The following is a 25,133-nucleotide window of genomic DNA, read 5'->3' as shown; positions in this document are numbered from 1 at the left end:
CCTTCACATGCCTTTTTACTTTTCGCTCTGATCTTTTCATTTACTTTCATTAAAAAAATTTTAATGTAGTTAACTCTATCGCAATACCGGGACCCATTGTAGTTGACAAAGTTAATTTCTTTAAATAAAACGCTTTATTAGATCGTTGAATGCATTTTGCCTTAATGTCAGATAGTAAAACTGACAAATTTTCTTCCAACGCATTCTCTGTAAAGTCAACTTTTCCAATAGAACAGTGAATAATACCGTTCTTGTCAGAACGGTAACGTACTTGTCCTTGTTTAGCTCTCTTCACTGCCGTCGTTATATCGGTAGTCACCGTACCATCTTTAGGATTAGGCATTAATCCACGAGGCCCCAAAATCCTACCTAATTTTCCAACCATCTGCATTGTCTCTGGAGTAGCAATCATCAAATCAAAATCAATATTTCCAGATAAAATTTGTTCAGTTAATGCTTCCGTTCCTACAATATCAGCCCCAGCTCTTCTCGCTTTGTTTTCATCGTCTTGACAAGCAAAGACAGCTACTCGAATATTTCGACCAATTCCGTGAGGCAGAACAGTTGATCCGAGCACTATTTGTCCTGATTGTCGAAAATCGGGACAAAGATTAACAGCAACGTCAAGACTTTCTCTAAATTTAACGGTTGAACAAACTTTAGCTAGTGTAATAGCCTCTAATACAGGATACGCTCTTTTAAATTGCACACTTCTTATTACCAATTTTCGTCTTTTTGTGAGTTTTGACATTATTTTATCCGCGTTTCTTCTACATCAATACCCATACTGCGCGCAGTTCCAGCAATTGTACGCGTAGCAGACTGTATATTAGCCGCAGTAAGATCAGGCATTTTTATTTTAGCGATTTCTGTCAGCTGTGCATATGTTATTTTCCCCACTTTCTCTATATTAGGACGAGCACTACCATTCTTTCCTTGCAAAACTATTTTTTTTAGTAAAACTGCAGTAGGGGGTGTTTTTATAACAAAGGAAAAACTACGATCAGCGTATACCGCAACAATCACAGGAACAAGCAAGCCCTTCTCAAGGTTTTGTGTCTCTGCGTTAAATGTTTTACAGAACTCAACGATATTAACCCCATGTTGTCCTAAAGCAGGACCAACTGGCGGACTTGGATTTGCTTCTCCTGCTTTTATCTGTAGACGAACGTACCCTTTTATTTTTTTCACACGATAAACTCCCTCTAAAAAATCTTAACCTTTCGCTACCTGCCCGAATTCTAATTCTACTGGAGTAGAACGTCCAAAAATACTTACTGAAACTCGAAGACGACTTTTCTCGTAATTAACATCCTCTACAACTCCATTAAAGTCGGCAAAAGGTCCTGCGATAATTCTTATTACTTCACCCGATTCAAAAAGAATTTTGGGTCTTGGTTTAGTTTCACCTTCTTCGACGCGTTTTAAAATCTTTTCTACTTCTTCATCACTGATAAGTGCTGGCCGCTCAGTACCAATGAAACGCAATACCTTTGGAACGTTTCGTACTAAAAGCAGCGTCTTATCGTTCATTATCATTCGTACCAAAATGTAACCTGGAAAAAACTTGCGTTGACTTTTCCGCTTACGCCCCGCTCGCATCTCTATTACTTCTTCGGTTGGTATAACAATTTCACCGAAATAATTTTCCAATCCCTCTCTTTGAATACGTTCGTTCAATACCTTAACAACATAGTGTTCGTGATTTGAATATGTGTGAAGAATGTACCAACGTTTCTTCCATTCGGTCATCAATTATCCTCTATATCTTATTTAATTTAAGTTTTTACTTCCTTTCATGCAGTTATCCAGGCGATAACCCACATAAAAAAACTATCGAGACTCCATAAAACAAGTGCTGTTACTACAACCATAGCGACGACTACCATAGTAACTCGAATAGTTTCCTGGCGAGTTGGCCAAATCACTTTACGTAATTCCATGCGAGCATCTTTCACAAAACCCCAAACCTCTCGGCCTTTTCGAGTTTGCACAGCAATTAACAATACTAAAACAAAAAGAATTCCTTCAACAGCAGCACGAATCAACAAAACCGTATGGTAACGGTAAAAATTAACTATTATCCACACCGCAATTAAAATCGCAACTAGAATCCATTTTAGAGTATCAAAACACGATTTAGTTATTTTATAGCACATTTTTTTATTAACCTAAAGTTTATAGGACAGGCCAGGAGGGAATCGAACCCACAATCTGCGGTTTTGGAGACCGCTGCTCTACCGACTTGAGCTACTGGCCTTTATTTTTTATATACAACTGTTTTATCAGTCGGTTGCACAATGTCCACCAACCGCTTGTGCGTCCGGATTTCATACTGATCTCGAGCATCTTTATCCACATGAGGAGAAATCAGTACTGTGTAGCGTTCAACCTTTGTAGGCAACGGAATGGGCCCTTTAATTATTGCGCCTGTGCGTCTTGCCGTTTCTACAATCGCTCGAGTGGACCGATCAATCAGTCGATGATCGAATGCTTTCAATCGAATACGAATGCGTTGATTATTATTAATTGCCATATGACTACCGATTTCTTAGACTCTTTATCTATCTTTAAAATTATTTACTCGAGTTATTCAACAATCTTTGTTACGACACCAGCTCCAACAGTACGCCCACCTTCGCGGACCGCAAATCGCAACCCTTCGTCCATTGCTACTGGCGCTATCAATTGCACCGTCACTGTCACATTGTCTCCTGGCATTACCACTTCCACCCCTTTCGGAAGACGCAGGACCTCTCCCGTAACGTCTGTTGTGCGAAAATAAAATTGTGGGCGGTAACCTTTTACAAAAGGTGTATGCCGGCCCCCTTCCTCTTTTGACAAGACGTAAACTTCGGCTTCAAATGTTGTATGTGGAGTAATTGTTTTCGGTTGGGCCAGCACTTGCCCGCGCTCAACTTCTTCTCGCTTTGTTCCTCTCAATAACACCCCAACATTATCTCCCGCTTGGCCTTCGTCCAATAATTTCCTGAACATCTCTACGCCCGTGCACGTTGTCTTAACCGTTGTCTTAATTCCCACAATCTCGACTTCATCTCCTGCCTTAACGATCCCTCTTTCAATACGTCCCGTTACTACTGTCCCTCGTCCCGATATTGAAAACACGTCCTCGATGGGCATAAGAAATGGTTTGTCTTTTTCGCGTTTTGGGTCTTTAAAATACGCATCCATTACCTGTACTAATTTCAATACCGATGGAATACCTAATGCTCCACCGTCCCCTTCTAACGCTTTCAACGCTGAACCTGTAACAACTGGTGTCTCGTCTCCTGGAAAATCGTAACTGGTCAATAAATCTCTTACCTCCATTTCTACCAATGCCAGCAATTCCTCATCGTCTACTATATCTCCTTTGTTTAAAAACACCACTATCGCAGGCACTCCCACTTGTTTTGCTAACACAATGTGTTCTCGTGTTTGCGGCATTGGACCATCCGCTGCACTTACTACCAGTATCGCTCCATCCATCTGAGCCGCTCCTGTAATCATGTTCTTTACATAATCCGCGTGACCTGGACAATCAACGTGTGCATAATGGCGACTGTCACTCTGGTATTCCACGTGCGAGGTTGCTATTGTGATACCTCGTGCTCGTTCTTCCGGAGCATTGTCTATCTGATCAAACGCCCGGGCCTCCCCTCCAAATCTTTCCGATAACACCTTAGTCAATGCCGCTGTTAACGTTGTTTTACCGTGGTCCACGTGACCAATTGTCCCCACATTTAAATGCGGTTTCTCTCTTATAAATCTTACTTTAGACATATATAAAAACTCCTAAAAACACCATTACGCCTTCTTCCTTGAAATTCTGTCGCAGCCCACAACCGGATTTGAACCGGTGACCTTTTCCTTACCAAGGAAGTGCTCTACCAACTAAGCTATGTGGGCATACAAAGCGGGTGATGGGAATCGAACCCACACTATCAGCTTGGAAGGCTGAGGTTCTACCATTGAACTACACCCGCTTGCAAGAAGAAAGGCACAATTACGTTCCTATCAACAATATCCATCAATGTAACCTTCAAATGCAACCTCTACCCCTTCCTTGTCTTGTTCTGGAGGGGGTAGGATTCGAACCCACGAAGGCATAGCCGTCAGATTTACAGTCTGATCCCTTTGTCCGCTCGGGAACCCCTCCTTAATGTTTTTGAATATTTTATCGATTAACTTTTTCCTTGCACTTTTTTAACTCTTTAAAATTAAACCACCTGCAGGCGTACAAAACGACTAGTGCATCGAAACAATATTTGGTTTTACTTTATTTTTTGGAGGTTGGCAATAAATTAGTATTTGAAGCTAATTTCACCAAACAAGCGCATCGCATTATGCGCAACACGGCAGCGAATGTCAACACTCCAGTCAAAGTAAAGAAAAACCACGATTGAGGTTTTTCTTTACTTTGAAAAAACAGGGGACCAAGCAAAATAACGAATTTTTTTAACAGGATTTTCAGTCGCTAAAGCAGCTATATAACCTAATTTACTTGTTGGCACCGAACATACCATCCATCGTTTTTTAGATATACACAAATTTCCACTGTCGAAATCAATAAAAAATTTACTCTCTGCATCTATATTGATGTTTTTTGTAAAAAGTTTTAAGAACCACAAGCTCTGCCCTGTTAACTTAGCGTAAGCTTCTTTAAAAGTCCATATGTGGTAAAAATTTTTTAAACATTTATTATCCCACTTCGAGAATCTATGACTACAAGCACAGTCCTTAGTTACATTTGGGAAAAAGCGTCTTTTGACGTTCACAATGTAAGCCCTATTTCTTATTAACTCAACATCTATACCAACCTCTCGATTTACTGCGATTATATAAAGGGCGACTGTATGGGAATGCGAAAGGTTAAAATACAAAGAAGAATTTTCTAATAAATAAGGCTTCCCGCAATTATTACGTCGAAATCGTAAAGGTCTCGGTGTTAATGGCAAATATAAAGCTAGGATAGCGTGTAAAGCTATATGAGATGCGATATAATAACATCGATGTTGTTGATTCACTAATCGCCGTGCACGTGTTTTTTCCTCTTCAGTTAAACCGACCACACCTTTCTCGATTTCTTCGATAGGCCAATCTAAAAATACTTTCCAAACATGTATTTCTCCCTCTGTTAAAGAGGGCTGTGACATAATAGTTTCCCAAATTTTCCCTTTATCCATTATCTTTTTATCTATCATCGTACTATGTGTTAAGCATTTGTATGTATAAAAGCTGGCGATAGGATTTGAACCTACGACCGACTGATTACAAATCAGTTGCTCTACCAAACTGAGCTACGCCAGCAGACTTCTAAAATTTCTTATTATTATAAAATAACCTTGATGCAACTATAACCTTGCTACAGGAAATAAATGCACTGAACTATTCACAATCCAATATTTGTATAAAAAAATTTATTGTGCCTTATAAACAGCAGATCTAAGAAAATTAATAACGCAATCCAATCTGTAAAGTACCAAATCTCGACCGATTAAGTGCAAAATAGCATCAACTGGCGGGGATACCACGTTTCCAGTTATAGCTATACGAATAGGTTGAAAAAGTTGATTTATCCGCAATTGATAAACCTTTGCAACATCAATAATTATCTGGTAAATCAACTCTTTCTCCCAAGTGTGCAAAATAGCTAATCGATCTCGTACTGATTGTAAAGGCTGGATCATCTCTAGATACAAATATTTTTTAATTGTTTGCGATTCGTATTCGATCGTTACTGTTTCTTTAAAGAAGTATTGACTACACTCAGCCATCTCTTTTAAAGTTTTAGTACGTCCTGATTGCAGCCCGATCACTTGTTCTAACAAAGGACCTTTTCGACAATTAATGCCGAATTTTTTTAGCTCCGTAGCGAACATGTCCACCATTAACATAGGATTCTGAGTCTTCAAGTAGCATTGATTAAGCCACAGTAGCTTTTCTGGATTAAATACAGATGGAGAACGTTTGACAGCATTAATATCAAACAGATTAATCATCTCCTCACGTGAAAATATTTCTTGATCATTATGTGACCAGCCTAAGCGTACTAGATAATTAACTAACGCATCCGACAAATAACCGTCATCTCGGTACTGCAAAACGCTTAAAGCCCCATGTCGTTTTGATAAGCGTTTTTTATCTAAACCTAAGATAATAGGAACATGAGCATACTTGGGTATATCAGCAGTTAATGCTTTAAACACATTAATTTGACGAGGTGTATTATTGATGTGATCATCACCTCGGATTACATGAGAAATTCTCATATCCCAATCATCTACTACTACAGTAAAATTGTAAGTTGGTACACCATTAGCGCGCACAATAATAAGGTCATCTAATTCACTATTTGAAACGGTAATAGTTCCACGAATCATGTCACTAAAAACCACTGATCCTTCAATAGGATTTCGAAAGCGAATCACAAAAGGATTACTTGTAGTATTGTAACTTTTATTTCGACAAAAATTATCATAACGTGGTTTTTTCTTATTTTTTAATTGCATACTTCGTAGCTGAATGAGTCTTTCTTCAGAGCAATAACATAGATAGGCTTGCCCCGTGTCTACTAAATGCCATGCAACTTCCCGATAACGTTCTATTCGTTGGGACTGAAAATACGGTCCTTCCTTCCAACCAATGTTTAACCATTGTAAGCTGTCTAATATGGCATCGGTAGAATTCTGAGTTGAACGCTTCACATCGGTATCTTCAATGCGTAAAATAAAAACTCCCTGGTGTTGTTTTGCAAACAGCCAACAAAACAAGGCTGTTCTTGCACCACCGATGTGAAGATAACCAGTAGGGCTCGGTGCAAATCGAGTGCGTATAATTTGCTTTGAATTTTTCATATACAAAATAAAACATACATAGAAATGCAATTACAAGTATAATTTATAAATTTTAATCTAAACTAGCTTTTTAAGGAAGAATATAACAACTTCACGCGTTTTATCTAAAGTTAACAAAATCGTGGATCTCAAAGTTTAAACAGTCTGTTGCTGTATTCTAATATTAACAGCGGCTTTTTTTAAATAAATTTTTTGCACAGAATGATCATCTGTCTTTTCTAAAATTAACTGAGCACAGTATCTAAACGGTAATATATTCTTAAGAAAATTTACTTCGTTGGTCTCTTTCCATTTTTTCTTGGCAAACATTACTACGTCTTTTTTAGAATAAGAAGTTAAATAATGAAAATAGGCATCGGGTGATCTGAAAATCCCATACCAGAAACTCAAAATCCGATCAATATACCAGTTTTTAATAATTGCAACTTTAGCATCTATAATTACGAAAAAATCAAAAAAATTAGAAACAGACGCCCTACTATTGTTAGTATCATCACGGTACAATTTTCTTGTAAAAGTCTTTAAAAGATTCAATCCTTCAAAAATAACAATGTCAGGTTGATTAACGATTTCATATTTATCAGGGATAACATCATAATAATGATGAGAATAGATAGGAATCGGTACATTACGCTCCCCGGATTTAATAGCATGAAAAACTTGCAATAAATATTTCATATTGTAACTCTCTGGAAAACCTTTTTTATTCATAAGCCCTTGACGTGCAAGTCTAGCATTGGAATATAAAAAACCATCGGTTGTAACAATTTTTACATTAGGATGATTTGGACAGCGAGACAATAATATCTTTAACACTTGAGATGTTGTACTTTTCCCTGCGACTACGCTTCCAGAAATCCCTATGATGTAAGGAATTTTAGGCTTTAACTTCATAGAATTATCATAAATCCGAGATACTTGCTGTGCAGTCACATAGATGCTCAACAATTGAGAAAGCGGTAAATAAATTTCTTTAATTTCTTTTAAAGAAATCACCGATTCTTTTGCTTGTTGATAAAAACATGTATCTCTAAAATTATTGTCTGCATTACAAGCAAACGCAGTACTCTTAAGAAAAGAGCGCCACTCTTCACGTGTAAATCGTAAATATTGATTAAAATTATTCATTATATTGTGAGTTTGAAGATTATACAGAGTAAAACAAATCAAAAACCGTATTGTGAAATTCCGTTGAAAGCTCTTTCTCTTCCTTTCTCTCCTCAAAAGAAAAGCAATCCCGGTGGTGACTTACTTTCGCATGAAAACAATCATACTATCATCAGCGCTAAGCGTTTTCACTTCTGAGTTCGAAATGGAATCAGGTGGGTCCCACTTGCTAAACCACCGGGAAATTAAAAAATAACAAGTTATATTGTTTAGCAACATAAAGTAAAGGCTTATAAAACAAAAAATCATTTAGGTATGCATAGTCAAGCCACACGATTAATTAGTACAGGTTAGCTCCACTCATTACTGAGTTTCCACATCCTGCCTATCAACGTCGTAGTCTTCAACGAATCTTTAGGGATCTTCTCGAGACCCGGGAGATCTCATCTTAAGGAGGGCTTCCCGCTTATATGCTTTCAGCGGTTATCCCATCCGTACGTAGCTACCCGGCAATGCCACTGGCGTGACAACCGGAACACCAGAGGTACGTCCACTCCGGTCCTCTCGTACTAGGAGCAGCTCCTTTCAAATCTCCAACGCCCACGGTAGATAGGGACCGAACTGTCTCACGACGTTCTAAACCCAGCTCACGTACCACTTTAAATGGCGAACAGCCATACCCTTGGGACCTGCTACAGCCCCAGGATGTGATGAGCCGACATCGAGGTGCCAAACACCACCGTCGATATGAACTCTTGGGTGGTATCAGCCTGTTATCCCCGGAGTACCTTTTATTCGTTGAGCGATGGCCCGTCCATAAGGAACCACCGGATCACTAAGACCTACTTTCGTACCTGCTCGACTTGTCAGTCTCACAGTCAAGCACCCTTATGCCTTTGCACACAATGCACGATTTCCGACCGTGCTGAGGGTACCTTTGTACTCCTCCGTTACTCTTTTGGAGGAGACCGCCCCAGTCAAACTACCTACCATACACTGTCCCTGATCCGGATAACGGATCGAGGTTAGACCTCCGAATAAACCAGGGTGGTATTTCAAGGGCAACTCCACCAGAGCTAGCGCTTTGGTTTCAAAGTCTCCCACCTATCCTACACAGGGATATTCAAAGTTCAATATAAAGCTATAGTAAAGGTTCACGGGGTCTTTCCGTCTAGCCGCGGGTACGCTGCATCTTCACAGCGATTTCAATTTCACTGAGCCTTAGGTGGAGACAGTGTGGCCATCGTTACGCCATTCGTGCAGGTCGGAACTTACCCGACAAGGAATTTCGCTACCTTAGGACCGTTATAGTTACGGCCGCCGTTTACCGGGGCTTTGATCCAAAGCTTCATCCAAAAGGATTAACTTCATCACTTAACCTTCCGGCACCGGGCAGGCGTCACACCCTATACTTCCTCTTACAAGTTCGCAGAGTGCTGTGTTTTTAATAAACAGTCGCAGCCACCTAGTATTTGCAACCTTTTTTAGCTCTAATCGCAAAGATCTTCACTAACTTAAAGGCACACCTTCTCCCGAAGTTACGGTGCTATTTTGCCTAGTTCCTTCACCTAAGTTCTCTCAGACACCTTAGTATTCTCTACCTGTCTACCTGTGTCGGTTTGTGGTACGGTTTTATAATACCTGAAGCTTAGAGACTTTTCCTGGAAGCATGGCATCAATCACTTCACATAAAAAATTATGCTTCGTTATTGTGTCTCAGAATTTAGATTCTCGGATTTTCCAAAGAATCCTTCCTACGCACTTAAACTCATCACAACCATCGGATGGCTGATCTAGCCTTCTCCGTCCTCCCATCGCAGTATTATAAAGTACAGGAATATTAACCTGTTGCCCATCGATTACGCATTTCTGCCTCACCTTAGGTATCGACTCACCCTGCGTCGATTAGCGTTGCGCAGGAAACCTTAGACTTTCGGTGTGTAGGTTTTTCACCTACATTATCGTTACTTATGTCAGCATTCGCACTTCTGATACCTCCAGCAAATCTTCCAATCTACCTTCACAGGCTTACAGAACGCTCCTTTACCAACTCTTAAAAGAGTTCCACAGCTTCGGTATACAATTTGAGCCCCGTTAAATCTTCCGCGCAGGACGACTCGACCAGTGAGCTATTACGCTTTCTTTAAAGGATGGCTGCTTCTAAGCCAACCTCCTGGCTGTCTAAGACTTCCCACATCGTTTTCCACTTAACTGTAATTTTGGGACCTTAGCTAGTGGTCTGGGTTGTTTCCCTCTCCACCACGGACCTTATCACCCGTAGTGTGTTTCCTGTGCTAAAACTTCTTGGTATTCGGAGTTTGCCTCGGTTTAGCAAACCGTGAGGTCCCTCAGCCGAAACAGTAACTCTACCCCCAAGAGTCATACACAAGACGCTACCTAAATAGCTTTCAAGGAGAACCAGCTATCTCCGAGCTTGATTAGCCTTTCACTCCTATCCACAACTCATCCCCTACTTTTTCAACAGTAGTGGGTTCGGGCCTTCAGTCAGTGTTACCTAACTTTCACCCTGGTCATGGATAGATCGCCCGGTTTCGGGTCTACTTACTACAACTAAATGCCCATTTCAGACTCGGTTTCCCTGCGCCTCCCTCAATATCGAGTTAAGCTTGCTATAGTAAGTAAGTCGCTGACCCATTATACAAAAGGTACGCCATCACCCCCGCCTAAGCCCCTCTTTAATAAAGAAGGGCTTAGGCGGGGGCTCTGACTGCTTGTACGCATACGGTTTCAGGTTCTATTTCACTCCCCTCACCGGGGTTCTTTTCACCTTTCCCTCACGGTACTAGTTCACTATCGGTCAGTAAGTAGTATTTAGCCTTAGAGGATGGTCCCCCTATATTCAGTCAAGATAACACGTGTCTCGACTTACTCTTCGTCACCCACACTGCTAACCTTTTCGCATACAGGGCTATCACCTACTATGGCTAAATTTTCCAAAATATTCTGCTAAAGTTAACATTGATTTAGTGACCGGGCTACTCCGCTTTCGCTCGCCACTACTAACGGAATCTCAAAATTGATTTCTTTTCCTCTGGATACTTAGATGTTTCAGTTCTCCAGGTTTGCCTTATATGTCTATGAATTCAACATACAATACTCCGTACCTAATTAAAGACACGGAGTGAGTTCCCCCATTCGGAAACCTCCGGATCATTGCTTATTTACCAGCTCCCCGAAGCTTATCGCAGGTTACCACGTCCTTCATCGCCTCTTACTGCCAAAGGCATCCACCATATGCGCTTATTCACTTGACTATGCAACCCTAAATGATTATTACTCGGTTGTCATATATCAACGACGATACAATTATAGAATACCTAAATATTGGCGCCTTTACTTAAATTACCAAATTTTTAAAGAACAAGTCACCTCAAATTTTAAGCTCGTAAAACCACATCACCATATACTCGAAACTTTAAATGAAAATTTCGAACATATAAAGCTATGGGTACAACGAACAAAAAATTGGTCCTGCCTAGCAGATTATGGAGCCAGGCGGAGTCGAACCGCCGACCCTCTGCTTGCAAGGCAGATGCTCTCCCAACTGAGCTATGGCCCCGAAATTGGTGGGTCTGGGAAGACTTGAACTTCCGAACCTCACCCTTATCAGGGGTGTGCTCTACCAACTGAGCTACAGACCCAAGCGAATTATAACTAACCAGTATTGCAAAACTTAATTTAGAATCACAATATTAACACTCGGACCTTTATAAATCTCAAAATAAAAACACTTATAGCGAGAAAGCAGTTTATGTGAGTACAGGTAATACGCCTCACACCTTATTTTATTTAAGGAGGTGATCCAGCCGCAGGTTCCCCTACGGCTACCTTGTTACGACTTCACCCCAGTCATGAACCATACCGTGGTGAGCGGCCTCCTATAAGGTTAGCCTACCCGCTTCTGGTACAGCCCACTCCCATGGTGTGACGGGCGGTGTGTACAAGGCCCGAGAACGTATTCACCGCGACATTCTGATTCGCGATTACTAGCGATTCCAGCTTCATAGAGTCGAGTTGCAGACTCCAATCCGGACTACGAGCAGCTTTCTGGGATTAGCTCCACCTCACGATTTGGCAACCCTCTGTACTGCCCATTGTAGCACGTGTGTAGCCCTACCCATAAGGGCCATGATGACTTGACATCATCCTCACCTTCCTCCGGTTTATCACCGGCAGTCTCCTTAGAGTTCCCGGCCGAACCGCTGGCAACTAAGGACAAGGGTTGCGCTCGTTACGGGACTTAACCCAACATCTCACGACACGAGCTGACGACAGCCATGCAGCACCTGTCACTCGGTTCCCGAAGGCACCAAGTCATCTCTGACAAGTTCCGAGGATGTCAAGGGTAGGTAAGGTTTTTCGTGTTGCATCGAATTAAACCACATGCTCCACCGCTTGTGCGGGCCCCCGTCAATTTCTTTGAGTTTTAACCTTGCGGTCGTACTCCCCAGGCGGAGAACTTAACGCGTTAGCTTCGCTACCAGAAAACAAGTTTTCTAACAGCTAGTTCTCATCGTTGACAGCGTGGACTACCAGGGTCTCTAATCCTGTTTGCTCCCTACGCTTTCGCACCTCAGTGTCAGTATTAGTCCAGGAAGCCGCCTTCGCCACTGGTGTTCCTTCCGATATCTACGCATTTCACCGCTACACCGGAAATTCCACTTCCCTCTACTATACTCTAGATACTCAGTATCGAACGCAATTCCCGAGTTAAGCTCGGGGCTTTCACACCCGACTTTAATATCCACCTACGCGCGCTTTACGCCCAGTAATTCCGATTAACGCTTGCACTCTCTGTATTACCGCGGCTGCTGGCACAGAGTTAGCCAGTGCTTCTTCTGCAGGTAACGTCAACTCATTAAAGGTATTAACTTTAAGACTTTCTTTCCTGCTGAAAGTGCTTTACAACCCGAAGGCCTTCTTCACACACGCGGCATTGCTGGATCAGGGTTTCCCCCATTGTCCAATATTCCCCACTGCTGCCTCCCATAGGAGTCTGGGCCGTGTCTCAGTCCCAGTGTGGCTGATCATCCTCTCAGACCAGCTACGGATCATCGTCTTGGTGGGCTATTACCCCACCAACTAACTAATCCGACGCAGGCTCATCTTTTAGCGCGAGGTCCTTAAAAAAACTCAAGGATCCCCCGCTTTCTTCAACTTTTCTATGAAAAGAGATACTACGCGGTATTAGCCCGAGTTTCCTCGGGTTATCCCCCTCTAAAAGGTAGATTCCTACGCATTACTCACCCGTTCGCCACTCAACTCGCTAGAGAAAAACAAGTTCTCTCCGCGCTGTCCCGTTCGACTTGCATGTGTTAGGCATGCCGCTAGCGTTCAATCTGAGCCAGAATCAAACTCTTCAATTTAAAGAAATACGCCTTTTTCTAAAGGCAAAAAGCTCGACACAAAACGCCACAGTTAAGCGGGTTCGTGTCAATTATTTTTTGGTGTTCAACCATTACACAGTACCCACATAAACTGCTTTCACTTACTATCAATTGTTAAAGAGCAACCCCATCAACCGATGGGCACTATCTATCGTATTCACCTTCATTAACATTGTCAATACATATTTTACAATATCAAAAAATGAACGAAGATTGCAATAATTATGATTTAATTTTTAATATATAGAATAAATCTGTTAAGAAGTATATGGAAACAAATAATTTTTAAATTAAATAATTTTCACTCTGGCAAAACGACGTTTTCCTACTTGATACAAATGACTTTCTCCAGCAGATATAATTAATTTTTCATCTTCAATGCGTTTGCCATCTATACGCACAGCCTTTTGCATTATCATACGATAAGCTTCAGAAATTGTATTAACTAAGCCAACTTGCTGTAGAATATAGCTAATACCTATATAACCCTTTTCGGCTAGTATTGTAATCTCCCTAAGTTTTTTAGGTAATTTACAATGCTTAAAACGATTAATAAAATTCCATCGTTCTGCTTTGGCTACTTTTTCTCCATGAAATCTTGCCACTAATTCTTCACTCAATAAAATTTTTATATCTCGAAGATTTTTCCCTTTGTCTATTTCTTTATACCAACGATTAATTTCTTGTGTCGGCCGAAAACTTAGTAGTTCGTAGTATTGCCACATTAAATCATCAGATATCGACATAATTTTTCCGAACATTTCTGCAGGTGATTCTGTTATTCCAATATAATTGTTTAACGATTTCGACATCTTGTGAATACCATCTAATCCTTGTAATAAAGGCATAGTTATAATACATTGAGGTTGTTGACCAAAATGCTTCTGTAATTCACGACCGACTAACAAATTAAATTTTTGGTCAGTTCCACCTAATTCCACATCAGTATGGAGCATTACAGAATCATAACCTTGCAACAAAGGATATAAGAATTCATGGATAGAAATGGGTTGTTGCGCAATATAACGTTTATTAAAATCATCTCTTTCTAACATCCGCGCAACTGTATAAGTTGAAGCTAAACGAATAAGATCATTAGCTTTTAGAGCATTCATCCAAGTCGAATTAAAAATAATTTGGGTTTTTTTAGGATCTAAAATACGCAAAGCTTGTTCCTTATACGTTTTAGTATTTTTCATTATTTCTTCATATATCAATTGATTACGTGTTCTATTTTTTCCAGAAGGATCTCCAATCATCCCGGTAAAATCACCAATTAAAAAAATTATTTCGTGACCTAAAACTTGAAATTGACGTAACTTATTTAATAAGATGGTATGACCGAGATGAATATCAGGTGCTGTAGGATCGAATCCTAATTTTATTCGAAGCGGCCTTTTCTTGTGTAAACGCATCAGTAGCTCCTGTTCAGGAATAATTTCAGCAGCACCACGTTTAATTTCTTGCAATACTTCTTGTTTTGATAAAGTCATCTCATTTTCTCTCATAACACCGGACCTTTGCATTGCGTGGTATGATACGCAATTGTAATCGGTCTTTACCTAAAAGGAAATTAATAATGCGACTAGAGAAGAAAGAATGGGCATCATCGATTTTGTTTACTAAAAGTCTACCAATACTATTGACTATACTAATAAATCTTCTTCAGACTCACACACATATCTCGTCAATATCAATGAAACAATTAATTTTTTCCACTTCTTCTACCTTTTTTAATAAAGAAATGATAAAAAAAATAGACACATTAAATTTTCTAAAATGGCAAACTATTATTGCTGTGGTGCGTAATAATGCTTTTCTCAACTACTTAAAAAGCAATAATCAGTCAACTACAATCCAAGATTTAAAAAAATCAAATCTTTTTATTCAAACAGTATATAAATTACAAAAAATTTTTAATGGAGACAATAATATAATATTTGATCTCTATCGAGATTGTTATTTCAATTTTTTGCATCAAAAAAACTTCATTAAAAATGACAAATATCACTATGACAATATTATTTCTACTAAATTCGTTTTTTTTAACAAAAATAGTAACGAAAAAAAAACTATACATCATCATATATTGCCTGCTAATCATACTCATTTTTATCGTAAATATAACAACTTAAAGATCTATCATGCGGTACATTTTTTAAATGCTCCGTTACAACACTATAAACGTATTAGTAGTTATTTTAGTTATCACCGTTACGATCCTATACTACGTAGAATAAAACCTCATTTAGGCATCGATTTTGCTGCTTCAACAGGCACTCCTATTCAATCTATTGGTGAAGGAAAAGTTATTTTTATAGGATATAAAGGTGGTTACGGTAAAACAATTCAGATATGCTATGACCGTCGTTATCTTGCATTATATGGTCATATGTTAAAATTCGCAAAGCTTCACCTTTTTTCGTGGGTTCATAAAGGACAAGTAATTGGTTATGTAGGAGAATCTGGATGGGCTACAGGTCCACATCTTCACTTCGGTTTCTATGTTCATGGAATACCTAAAAATTGGTTAACTATACATCACAATTTATAAGAAAATTGTGTTTAAAAATTTTATGACAATCCAGAATCGATTTTAGGATACGGTACACTTAAAAAAGATAAGAACAAAAATCAAGCCTTTTATTTATTTAGCAGCTGATCAGAAAACTGTAAACCATAGAAATGGTTTTTCTACGAATTGTCTCTTTAATTGTTTTATTGTTTATAATACATAGATTTGCTTAGTCTAGCATCAAAAAGTTTTTATATAAGTGCCGGTACGCAGATTCGAACTGCAATCTACTGATTACGAATCAGTTGCTCTACCAATTAAGCTATACCGGCAAGTTAAAAACATGTATCTCTAAAAAGAGATAATAATCGCTTGAACATAGGAAGCCAAATAACTAAAATATTGCGTTGAAAAGTTATCCACTGTTATTAAAATGCCAGAATTACATTATTTCGTAATTTTCTATGGATTATTTTAATTAATTATTAATATACTGTTGCATTATAGATTTTTTAAATTTTTTATAAAACAGAAAGATATTAAGAAATCTTAATGTTATAGTAAAAGGTTTCATATCGTCTTTCTACAATTGTCAAAAAATTATATATAAACAATGTTACGCATTGGTTTAACTGGGGGCATTGGGAGTGGGAAAAGTACTGTCGCGTATTATTTCACTATGTTAGGTGTTCCAATTGCAGATGCTGATGAAATTGCCCGTGAAATTACAATCTCAAATAAAATAGTATTTAGAAAGATTAAAACACATTTTGGAAAGGAGATTCTTAATGAAGAAAACTCCATAGATCGTCCTAAATTACGCAGATTAATTTTTAAATATTCAAAGAAGCGACGGTGGTTAGAACACTTATTGCATCCTATTATTATCTCCGTATTAAAAACAAAAATTAGAAAAATAAACGCACCTTATTGTGTTTTAGTAATGCCTTTATTAACAGAGACTTTTCATTCAATAAATTTTCTTGATCGTATTTTAGTAGTTGACGCTCCTCTATCTTTACAAATTCAGCGTATAAAAATGCGTAACCGATTTTCTGATAATCAAATTAGATTGATTCTTAAATCGCAAAGCAACAGTACAGAACGATTGTCTATAGCGGACGATATAATTGTTAATGATAAAACATTCTCAATATTATGGAAGATGGTATTTCGACTACATTGTTTATATCTAAAATTGGCTAAAAAACATTTTCCTTCTCTCAACAATTCAATTTAATTTGCCATGACAATACTTATATTTCTGTCCACTACCACAAGGACAAACTCTATTACGTCTGATTTTAGGTTGCGGATGTGTTAAAGATTGCATAACAGAAAACTTAGCAACTTGCTTGTCGGCAACGACAGCAGAAACAGTTGTGTTGTTTTGTAAAGTAACCACTTTTTCTGGGTGTTTATATCGTAGTTCTGTATAGTATGATTGGTGAGATAATAACCATCGCTGATTTTTGAATACTTGTTTTTCTGTCACGGCTTCTAATTTTAATAAAGTGGCAACGATATCATATTTAATGCGCATTAACATTTGCGTAAATAATACGAAAGATTCACGTTTATATTCCTGTGTAGGATTTTTTTGAGCATAACCACGTAAATGAATACCTTGCCGTAAATGATCCATCGCTGCTAAATGTTCTTTCCAATGATGATCCAACAGTTGTAATGTAACTGTTTTTTCTATATTTCGTATAATATCTAAACCTATTTGTTTTTCTTTTTCTTTATAAACATCTTCAATTCTATCGATTATTCGTCGACATAGTGTTTCTTTATAAAGAAACGTATCTTCTTTAAGCCATTTATCAATAGGAAATACCATGCCAAAATCTTCTTTGATTCGCTTTTCTAATTCATGAATATTCCACTCTTCTTTAAAATCTCGAGGAACAAAAAGATCAATTATGTTATGCACCACTTCTTCTCGAATCGATTTAATCGCATTAGCAATATTATCAGCTTTTAATAACTCAAATCGTTGCTGATAAACCACTTTTCGTTGATCATTAGCTACATCATCAAACTCTAATAACTGCTTACGTACATCGAAATTCATTGCTTCTACACGTTGTTGCGCTTTTTCAATGGCTCGACTTAGCCATTTATGCTCAATAACATCGTTTTCTTTAACTCCTAAACGGCGCATCACAGTAGATACTCTATCAGAAGCAAAAATACGCAATAAACTATCTTCCATTGAAAGATAAAATTGAGAAGACCCTGGATCACCTTGTCGTCCGGAACGACCACGAAGTTGGTTATCGATACGGCGAGATTCATGACGTTCAGTTCCTAAAACATGTAATCCACCGGATACAATAACGGTATCGTGACGTTTTTTCCACTCAATTTTACATTTTTCGATTTCCAATTCAGAAGGATTATCTAGTTCTGCTAATTCAGACTCTAAATTTCCACCTAAAACAATATCAGTTCCTCGTCCAGCCATATTAGTGGCAATTGTTACTGCTTTCGGACGACCTGCTTCCGCAATAATTTTTGCTTCGCGCTCATGATTTTTAGCATTTAAAATCTCATGTTTAATAGCAGATTTTTTCAAAAACTGTGACAAGACTTCAGATGCTGTGATAGAAGCAGTACCAATTAATAACGGTTGTCCTTTTATATAGCGTTTTTTTACTTCTTTAATAATGGCTTGAAGCTTGGCCTTTTCAGTTAAATAAACCTGATCTGGCTCATCTCGACGTAGCATCGGTTTGTTAGTAGGTACAACAATAACTTCTAAACCATATATTTTCTGTAGTTCGAATGCTTCAGTATCTGCTGTACCAGTCATGCCAGATAGTTTCTCATAAAGACGAAAATAATTTTGAAGAGTAATCATTGCCAAGGTTTGATTTTCTAACTGAATAGGCTTACCCTCTTTGGATTCAACTGCTTGATGTAAACCGTCAGACCAACGTCGTCCTGGTATTAATCGGCCTGTATGTTCATCAACGATAATTACTTCATTGTTCTTTACAACATAATGGACATCACGACGTAATAATACATGAGCACGTAAAGCAGCATGCACATAATACATTAATGATATATTCATCACATCATATAGGCTTGCTCCGCATTTTATAAGTCCCTCTTTTACTAATAAATCTTCTATAGTTTGGTATCCTTGTTCTGTCAAATAAACTTGTCTATTCTTTTCATCTATAATGTAATCACCACCTTTCTCTTTAAGGATTTCTTCTTGTCGTCTTTTTTCTGTTGTTTGTAGAGTTAATAACGGAATAAGTTTATTGATTTTAACATAAAGGTCTGAAGATTCTTCTGATTGTCCTGAGATAATTAAAGGTGTTCTCGCCTCATCGATTAAAATCGAATCGACTTCATCGATAATTGCATAATGTAATGATCTCTGAACGCGTTGATTTAAATCAAACACCATGTTATCTCGAAGATAATCAAAACCAAATTCATTGTTAGTACCGTAAGTAACATCTGCTAAATACGCAACTTGTTTGTTTTTCAGTGTCATTCCAGGCACATTAATCCCTACAGTTAAACCCAAAAATTCGTAAATAGGTTTCATCCATGTCATATCGCGTTTTGCTAAATAATCATTGACGGTGACAATATGGACACCCTTGCCAGTAAGGGCATTGAGATAAGCAGGCATTGTAGCTACTAGTGTCTTTCCTTCTCCAGTGCGCATTTCTGCAACTTTTCCATTATAAAGAGCGATACCTCCTATTAATTGCACATCAAGATGACGGAGTCCTAGAGTGCGCATGCTTACTTCACGTACTACAGCAAATGTTTCTGGTAATAGTATATCTAAACTTTCACCTTGTTGAAATCGCTCTTGAAATTCGCTTGTTTTAGCACTTAGAGTCTGATTAGATAAAATTTTCATCTTAGATTCTAAGGCATTGATCTTGACTACCGTTTTAAAATAGCTTTTAAGTAGTCGATCATTGCGAGTGCCAATTACTTTTCTAATAAGGTTGCCAAGCATGGACGATATTGTATATCATCAGCAAACAAAGGGAAATTTTCATAATACGAAGTACAAATGCAAACGCATGACCCAAAATCAATTAAACAATGTTTTCAGAGCAGGTCGCTTAGGTTAATTGTACAACAGGTACGAAAAATTCTCGCTATAGAAAAATGCCTAAATCAAATTTTACCTACAGAAATAATTTCGCATTATCGCATTGTGAATATTTCTCAGAAAACGCTGATTCTCCAGTTAGAAAATTCGGCTTTAGCTACACGAGTTTATTATTTAATACCTCATTTACTAGAACAGTTTACTAAACAGAAACTTATTGGAATTCAAAAGGTTCAATGTAAAGTATGCCCAGATTTCCATCGTGTTAAAATTTAGAAATTGAAAAACAAGTATCTAACATTAAAAGAAGAATAAATTGGCTAGCAAATCAAAAAATGGAAAAAATATAAAGATATATAACCATAAGATCATAAATCATTAAGTAGTAATTTCCCAATGCTCTCTTTGAGTCCATAATTTTCTTAACAGAAAACTATTAAGATTATGACCGGATTTAACCCCGTAAAATGCCCCAATCATACCACGCCCTAGTAAATAGAGATCTCCAATTACATCAAGAATTTTATGTTTTATAAATTCGTCAGGGTAACGCAATCCACCTTGGTTTAAAATTTTATATTCATCTAATATAATCGCATTATCTAAGCTGACACCTAAAGCTAAATTATTTTTTCTGATAAATTCGTAATCTGATAAAAAACCAAAGGTGCGCGCACGGGATATTTCTTTTACATACGAAGTACTTGCAAAGTCGAGACTGATGTTCTGGTTTTGTTTCTTAAAAAGAGGATGGTTAAAATCGATATCAAAACTAATTTTATATCCGTTGTAAGGTTCTAGCATTACACTCTTATTACCGTCTATTACTATTACTCTTTTTTTAATTCGAATAAGTTCTTTAGTAGCATTTTGTTCTTCTATACCGACTGATTGGATAGGCAACACAAAAGGTTCCGCGCTACCATCCATAATAGGAAGTTCTGATGCAGTGAGATCAACATACAAATTATCAATACCTACACCAGCTAAAGCCGATAATAAATGTTCGACAGTAATCACTCGAACGCCATTCTTTGACAAACTAGTTGATAAATTCGTATCACAAATATAATTAACTGTAGCAGGAATTTCAACTACAGGATTTAAGTCTGTTCGGTAAAAAATAATGCCGGTATTAACAGGAGCAGGACGTAAAGTCAAACAAACCCTCTCACCAGTATGAATACCAATGCCAGTTACTCTGACAATTTTTTTTAGCGTTTTTTGTTTTATCACTTGTTTATTTTCTTAAAAACACATATCCTCTGCATAATGTATATCTTCATCAGCTCGACTCTGTGCGAATGTGTTTCTAAAATAAAAACCTAAAAGTCAATTTTCCTTCTGACAACGTAAAAAAGTAGGAACATCTAAATATTCAAAATCATAAGTTGATTCTCCTGCTCTTACCGTTCGTTTAGCAAGTTCTTCCTTCCCCTTTAAGGGCACTGCACGATTCAATTGACGATAGTTATCCAATAGCCTATCTTTTTTATTATTATCTATAGACTGAAAAGGTACCTCAACGTTATTGTGTGTATTCTGTTGCAGCATACTTAGCCCTGTGACTACAATAGTTACTCGCAATTCATCGCTCATTTCCGGATCAATTACAGTACCAACAACTACTGTTGCATTTTCCGACGAAAATAATTTAATAGATTCCCCTACTTGTTCAAATTCTCCAATAGAAAGATCCATTCCAGCAGTAATATTCACTAGCACTCCACGGGCACCTGTAAAATCTGTTTCTTCTAGTAGTGGGCTAGAAATAGCTGCTTCGGCTGCCTCCCGTGCACGATTTTCACCACTACTAATTCCTGTTCCCATCATAGCCATACCCATTTCAGACATCACTGTTCGTACATCCGCAAAATCCACGTTAATCAATCCTGGGCGAGTAATCAAATCTGCAATACCATGTACTGCACCTAACAATACATTATTTGCAGCTTTAAATGCGTTCAATAGAGTGATATTTTTACCAAGTACATTTAACAATTTATTATTAGGAATAGTAATTAAAGAATCTACATACTTAGCTAGTGTTTGAATTCCTTCTTCCGCTATCTCCATGCGCTTTTTGCCCTCAAAAATAAATGGTTTTGTAACAACAGCGACTGTTAATATTCCTAATTCTTTAGCTACTTCTGCAAATATAGGTGTTGAACCTGTCCCAGTACCGCCTCCCATACCAGCCGTTAAAAAAGCCATATCAGTTCCTTCTAGCGCTTCTCGAATTTGTTCTCGTGCTTCTTCAGCTGCTTGACGACCAATGTCAGGATCTGCTCCTGCTCCTAATCCCTTTGTTATTTCTTCACCTAGCTGTAATATAACACGAGCACTAGAACGACTTAATGCCTGAGCGTCGGTGTTCGCACAGATAAACTCAACACCATTAATGCTCTCAGTAATCATATGTTCGATTGCATTTCCACCACCCCCACCGATACCAATCACTTTTATTTTGGCATTCTGAGGCACAGTATCGGTAAGCTCAAACATATTTTTTCTCTCCTAAAAATTTCCTTGAAACCAATTTTTCATTCGTTTCCATAAACTCAAACCACGATCTAGATTAAATGTTGATCGATTATTAATTTGATTATGATAGCCATGAAGTAATAAACCAACTGCCGTTGCATAAATAGGATTATCTCGAATGTCTACTAATCCGTTAACATATTGCGGTAGTCCAAGTCGTACCGGCATTTGGAAAATTCTTTCACCTAATTCAATACATCCTAAAATTCGCGAAGCACCACCTGTCAAAACAATGCCAGCAGCAATTAAATGTTCAAACCCGCTACGTTGCAACTCAGCTAATACTAATGCAAATAATTCTTCATAACGCGCGGCAACTACCTGATCCAGCGTTCTTTTTTTAACTTGTTTTAATGGTTGTCTAGTAATACTGGGAATTTGTACAATTGCTTTGGGATCAACATTTTCAGGTAATACAGATGCATATTTTATTTTAATTTGTTCAGCATATTGTATAGGGGTGCGTAAAGCTACAGCAACGTCGTTAGTTACATGATCGCCCGCAACCGGAATGACGTGAGTGTGACGAATTGCATCTCCTGTAAATATAGCAATATCAGTAGTACCTCCACCAATATCAACCATGCAAACACCCAATTCTTTTTCATCATCAGTTAGTACGGAATGACTTGAAGCTAATTGTTCTAAAACCATATCACCCACCTGCAGTCCACAACGGCGTACGCATTTGGTTATATTCTGAGCAGCACTTACGGCTCCAGTGACAATATGTACTTTTGCTTCCAAACGAATTCCTGACATCCCCACAGGCTCCCGCACACCCTCTTGGTTATCGATAATAAATTCTTGAGGTAAAATATGGAGTATTTTTTGATCGGAAGGAATAGCCACCGCTCTCGCTGCATCAATTACTCGATCTATATCCGATTGATTAATTTCATGATCATGAATTGCTACAATTCCATGAGAATTTAAACTACGAATATGACTTCCAGCAATACCTGTACAAGTAGCACGCATTTCACAACCAGCCATTAACTCTGCTTCTTCAACTGCACGTTGTATAGATTGCACTGTCGACTCAATGTTAACCACTACCCCGCGTTTTAACCCATGCGATGGATGCATTCCAAATCCAATAATTCTAATCTGATTATCTTGACTTACTTCTCCGACGAGCGCAACAATTTTGCTAGTTCCAATATCTAATGCAAAAAGAAGATTCTTTTCCGGATGTTTCGACATAATAGTCGTCGCCAAATTTTCTCTGTGTGTATATAATCTAAATGACCGTTAAATATCGGAGCGTAAACGATATATCTATTTGCAAATACTTAAAAACACTATCAAAACCAATATCGTGATTCTAAAGTTTCCTTAAAATTCTATCACTTTCAAAGATTTTTTTAAATTATTGAAATACTATAATCCCTATTCTTTAAATTATATGAAGAGTAGAAGTTTACGATAAGATTTATTTCATATTATTAAAGGTGGACATTTCCTTTTTCTTCAAATATGCCCCGATGGGTGAAAATTAAACTTAATTAACTTTTTTACATGTTATGCTTTATATGAAAATTTTTAATTTTGAAAAAATAATAACGCCATTATGTATATCATAGCCTTCTTGTACTATATACCATATTTTATCTCTATTGTATTCTAGAATTATACTAAGGTGAGGTTGCACTGTTATTCAGCACCCAAATCCTTTTTCTATTAGTTCTTTCGTAAATAGTGTTTTTGTCAACCACTCTAAGGTTGCTGCATTGATGGCAACTGTAAACATTTGTTATATTTATAAGTATTAAGAAAATCTCTGATTGTAAAGGTATTCGCGGAGGATTTCATTGCTTATAATATGAAATACAATCTAAAAAAGTCGAAATATACATAATCCTCTTTTATTTGCATGGGATATGGATAAAATTAGATTTCCAATGCACAGCTAATCCATTAGAATAGCGAAGATCGATACGGTCAATTTGATACTCATTTTTATGATTGATGAGTTGTCGATAAAAAAAAATTAATTTTCTAAAACGTTGATCAATATCTTTATATTCCAAATAAATTTTGGTATCATTATTTAATGTAAGAAGCAACAAGTCGCGATTACATACTTGAAAAACGGTTATCTTTATACGTAATGGTTTTAGTAGCCTCGTAAATTTTTCAAATCGAGAAAAAATAGCTTTTTCGCTGCTGTCTGGTCCTTGAAGTTGGGGTAAATTTTTTGAAATAATTGAAGACGGTGCGGTAAATAGCGTACCCAATTTTGATATTAATTTGGAATTTTTCCATCGCGCTGCTTGTTGTTGTTCTACAGCGATGATTTCTAATTTATCCGGCCATATTCGCTGTACAGTAACTTTAGATATCCATGGTAACTTCATTACGATTAGTTTCAATAAACCTGTGCTAAGAGAGAAAAATCCTTTATTAAAAATATAAGGCACTATAATTTTCTTTAATTCTGCTGTCGCAGTGCAAGATCCTATTACATCTATTTTCACTTGACGTAAAGGAAAAAATCTTGGATTATTTAATATTAATTTTTCTACTAAAACAGTAAAAAAAGTAATGAAAATAATTAACCATAGAAAAGAGAAAATCAATTTTCGCAACCAGTATTTATCCAT

The 25,133-nt window shown here is 37.6% G+C and carries 18 protein-coding genes, 8 tRNA genes and 3 rRNA genes; 3 read left to right on the top strand and 26 right to left on the bottom strand.

What is annotated here, in order from left to right:
* Positions 1-49: 49 nt before the first annotated feature.
* The 20 genes from rplA to tyrS all read right to left on the bottom strand — a co-directional run bounded on the left by rplA (position 50) and on the right by tyrS (position 14,880).
* Positions 50-751 (bottom strand): 50S ribosomal protein L1, encoded by a 702-nt coding sequence (rplA, locus tag Z664_RS01535; RefSeq protein WP_039669938.1) that lies wholly within the window; start codon positions 749-751, stop codon positions 50-52.
* The gene (gene rplK, locus Z664_RS01530; RefSeq protein WP_039669937.1) at positions 751-1,191 is read right to left on the bottom strand and encodes a 50S ribosomal protein L11; all 441 of its coding nucleotides are present in this window, start codon (positions 1,189-1,191) and stop codon (positions 751-753) included. Before rplK ends, rplA begins: the two co-directional genes overlap by 1 nt.
* Positions 1,192-1,215: 24 nt before the next feature.
* Positions 1,216-1,752 carry a transcription termination/antitermination protein NusG gene (nusG, locus tag Z664_RS01525; protein ID WP_039669936.1) on the bottom strand — a complete coding sequence of 179 codons (537 nt, stop codon included), beginning with the start codon at positions 1,750-1,752 and terminating at the stop codon, positions 1,216-1,218.
* A gap of 44 nt (positions 1,753-1,796) precedes the next feature.
* Complete coding sequence (gene secE / locus Z664_RS01520; protein ID WP_039669935.1) at positions 1,797-2,159, bottom strand: preprotein translocase subunit SecE; 363 nt, start codon at positions 2,157-2,159, stop codon at positions 1,797-1,799.
* Between the two features lie 27 nt (positions 2,160-2,186).
* Positions 2,187-2,260 (bottom strand) — tRNA-Trp (locus tag Z664_RS01515).
* A complete protein-coding gene (gene rpsJ / locus Z664_RS01510; protein ID WP_439895520.1) occupies positions 2,261-2,530 on the bottom strand; it encodes a 30S ribosomal protein S10 in 270 nt (89 codons plus the stop codon). It lies immediately after the preceding tRNA gene.
* 59 nt (positions 2,531-2,589) lie between these two features.
* Positions 2,590-3,783, bottom strand: a complete 1,194-nt coding sequence (tuf, locus tag Z664_RS01505; protein ID WP_039669934.1) for an elongation factor Tu — start codon at positions 3,781-3,783, stop codon at positions 2,590-2,592.
* 53 nt (positions 3,784-3,836) lie between these two features.
* Positions 3,837-3,909: transfer RNA gene (locus tag Z664_RS01500), tRNA-Thr, on the bottom strand.
* Between the two features lie 6 nt (positions 3,910-3,915).
* A tRNA-Gly gene (locus tag Z664_RS01495) sits at positions 3,916-3,986 on the bottom strand.
* Positions 3,987-4,077: 91 nt separating this feature from the next.
* Positions 4,078-4,159 (bottom strand) — tRNA-Tyr (locus tag Z664_RS01490).
* Between the two features lie 256 nt (positions 4,160-4,415).
* Positions 4,416-5,204 (bottom strand): 4'-phosphopantetheinyl transferase family protein, encoded by a 789-nt coding sequence (locus tag Z664_RS01485; protein ID WP_039669933.1) that lies wholly within the window; start codon positions 5,202-5,204, stop codon positions 4,416-4,418.
* Positions 5,205-5,236: 32 nt separating this feature from the next.
* Positions 5,237-5,310: transfer RNA gene (locus Z664_RS01480), tRNA-Thr, on the bottom strand.
* 110 nt (positions 5,311-5,420) lie between these two features.
* A complete protein-coding gene (gene gltX, locus Z664_RS01475; protein ID WP_039669932.1) occupies positions 5,421-6,857 on the bottom strand; it encodes a glutamate--tRNA ligase in 1,437 nt (478 codons plus the stop codon).
* A 135-nt stretch (positions 6,858-6,992) separates the two neighbouring features.
* Complete coding sequence (coaA, locus tag Z664_RS01470; RefSeq protein WP_052246330.1) at positions 6,993-7,985, bottom strand: type I pantothenate kinase; 993 nt, start codon at positions 7,983-7,985, stop codon at positions 6,993-6,995.
* 107 nt (positions 7,986-8,092) lie between these two features.
* Positions 8,093-8,206 (bottom strand): 5S ribosomal RNA (rrf, locus tag Z664_RS01465).
* Between the two features lie 77 nt (positions 8,207-8,283).
* Positions 8,284-11,239 (bottom strand): 23S ribosomal RNA (locus Z664_RS01460).
* A gap of 232 nt (positions 11,240-11,471) precedes the next feature.
* Positions 11,472-11,544 (bottom strand) — tRNA-Ala (locus tag Z664_RS01455).
* Between the two features lie 5 nt (positions 11,545-11,549).
* Positions 11,550-11,626 (bottom strand) — tRNA-Ile (locus Z664_RS01450).
* A gap of 149 nt (positions 11,627-11,775) precedes the next feature.
* Positions 11,776-13,351: ribosomal RNA gene (locus Z664_RS01445) — 16S ribosomal RNA — on the bottom strand.
* Together the 16S, 23S and 5S rRNA genes with 2 tRNA genes alongside form the textbook arrangement of a ribosomal RNA operon.
* A 311-nt stretch (positions 13,352-13,662) precedes the next feature.
* Positions 13,663-14,880, bottom strand: a complete 1,218-nt coding sequence (gene tyrS, locus Z664_RS01440) for a tyrosine--tRNA ligase (RefSeq protein WP_245591086.1) — start codon at positions 14,878-14,880, stop codon at positions 13,663-13,665.
* 71 nt (positions 14,881-14,951) lie between these two features.
* Here tyrS and Z664_RS01435 point away from each other — a divergent pair, with 71 nt between their 5' ends.
* Positions 14,952-15,926: a M23 family metallopeptidase gene (locus Z664_RS01435; RefSeq protein ID WP_167885011.1), complete on the top strand. Its 975-nt coding sequence runs from the start codon at positions 14,952-14,954 to the stop codon at positions 15,924-15,926.
* Positions 15,927-16,147: 221 nt separating this feature from the next.
* On the opposite strand, the gene Z664_RS01430 is transcribed toward Z664_RS01435, so the two are convergent.
* Positions 16,148-16,219: transfer RNA gene (locus tag Z664_RS01430), tRNA-Thr, on the bottom strand.
* 281 nt (positions 16,220-16,500) lie between these two features.
* Here Z664_RS01430 and coaE point away from each other — a divergent pair.
* Entirely contained in the window at positions 16,501-17,127 is a 627-nt protein-coding gene (gene coaE, locus Z664_RS01425) for a dephospho-CoA kinase (RefSeq protein WP_039669930.1), read from the top strand.
* On the opposite strand, the gene secA is transcribed toward coaE, so the two are convergent.
* Positions 17,119-19,884 carry a preprotein translocase subunit SecA gene (gene secA / locus Z664_RS01420; protein ID WP_039669929.1) on the bottom strand — a complete coding sequence of 922 codons (2,766 nt, stop codon included), beginning with the start codon at positions 19,882-19,884 and terminating at the stop codon, positions 17,119-17,121. The genes coaE and secA overlap by 9 nt on opposite strands.
* Positions 19,885-19,941: 57 nt before the next feature.
* Between secA and Z664_RS01415 the strand changes: the two genes are divergently transcribed.
* On the top strand, positions 19,942-20,259 hold the full coding sequence (locus tag Z664_RS01415) for a DciA family protein (RefSeq protein WP_039669928.1): 318 nt from the start codon (positions 19,942-19,944) through the stop codon (positions 20,257-20,259).
* Positions 20,260-20,361: 102 nt separating this feature from the next.
* Here the strand turns inward: Z664_RS01415 and lpxC are convergent, their stop codons facing one another.
* The 4 genes from lpxC to Z664_RS01395 all read right to left on the bottom strand — a co-directional run bounded on the left by lpxC (position 20,362) and on the right by Z664_RS01395 (position 25,133).
* Complete coding sequence (lpxC, locus tag Z664_RS01410) at positions 20,362-21,219, bottom strand: UDP-3-O-acyl-N-acetylglucosamine deacetylase (RefSeq protein WP_039670220.1); 858 nt, start codon at positions 21,217-21,219, stop codon at positions 20,362-20,364.
* Between the two features lie 96 nt (positions 21,220-21,315).
* Entirely contained in the window at positions 21,316-22,488 is a 1,173-nt protein-coding gene (ftsZ, locus tag Z664_RS01405) for a cell division protein FtsZ (protein WP_039669927.1), read from the bottom strand.
* Between the two features lie 12 nt (positions 22,489-22,500).
* The gene (gene ftsA, locus Z664_RS01400; RefSeq protein ID WP_039669926.1) at positions 22,501-23,733 is read right to left on the bottom strand and encodes a cell division protein FtsA; all 1,233 of its coding nucleotides are present in this window, start codon (positions 23,731-23,733) and stop codon (positions 22,501-22,503) included.
* Between the two features lie 662 nt (positions 23,734-24,395).
* Positions 24,396-25,133 carry a cell division protein FtsQ/DivIB gene (locus Z664_RS01395; protein WP_039669925.1) on the bottom strand — a complete coding sequence of 246 codons (738 nt, stop codon included), beginning with the start codon at positions 25,131-25,133 and terminating at the stop codon, positions 24,396-24,398.

The organism is Coxiella endosymbiont of Amblyomma americanum, assembly GCF_000815025.1.
GTDB lineage: Bacteria > Pseudomonadota > Gammaproteobacteria > Coxiellales > Coxiellaceae > Coxiella.
This window is presented reverse-complemented; position numbering and strand designations above follow the sequence as displayed.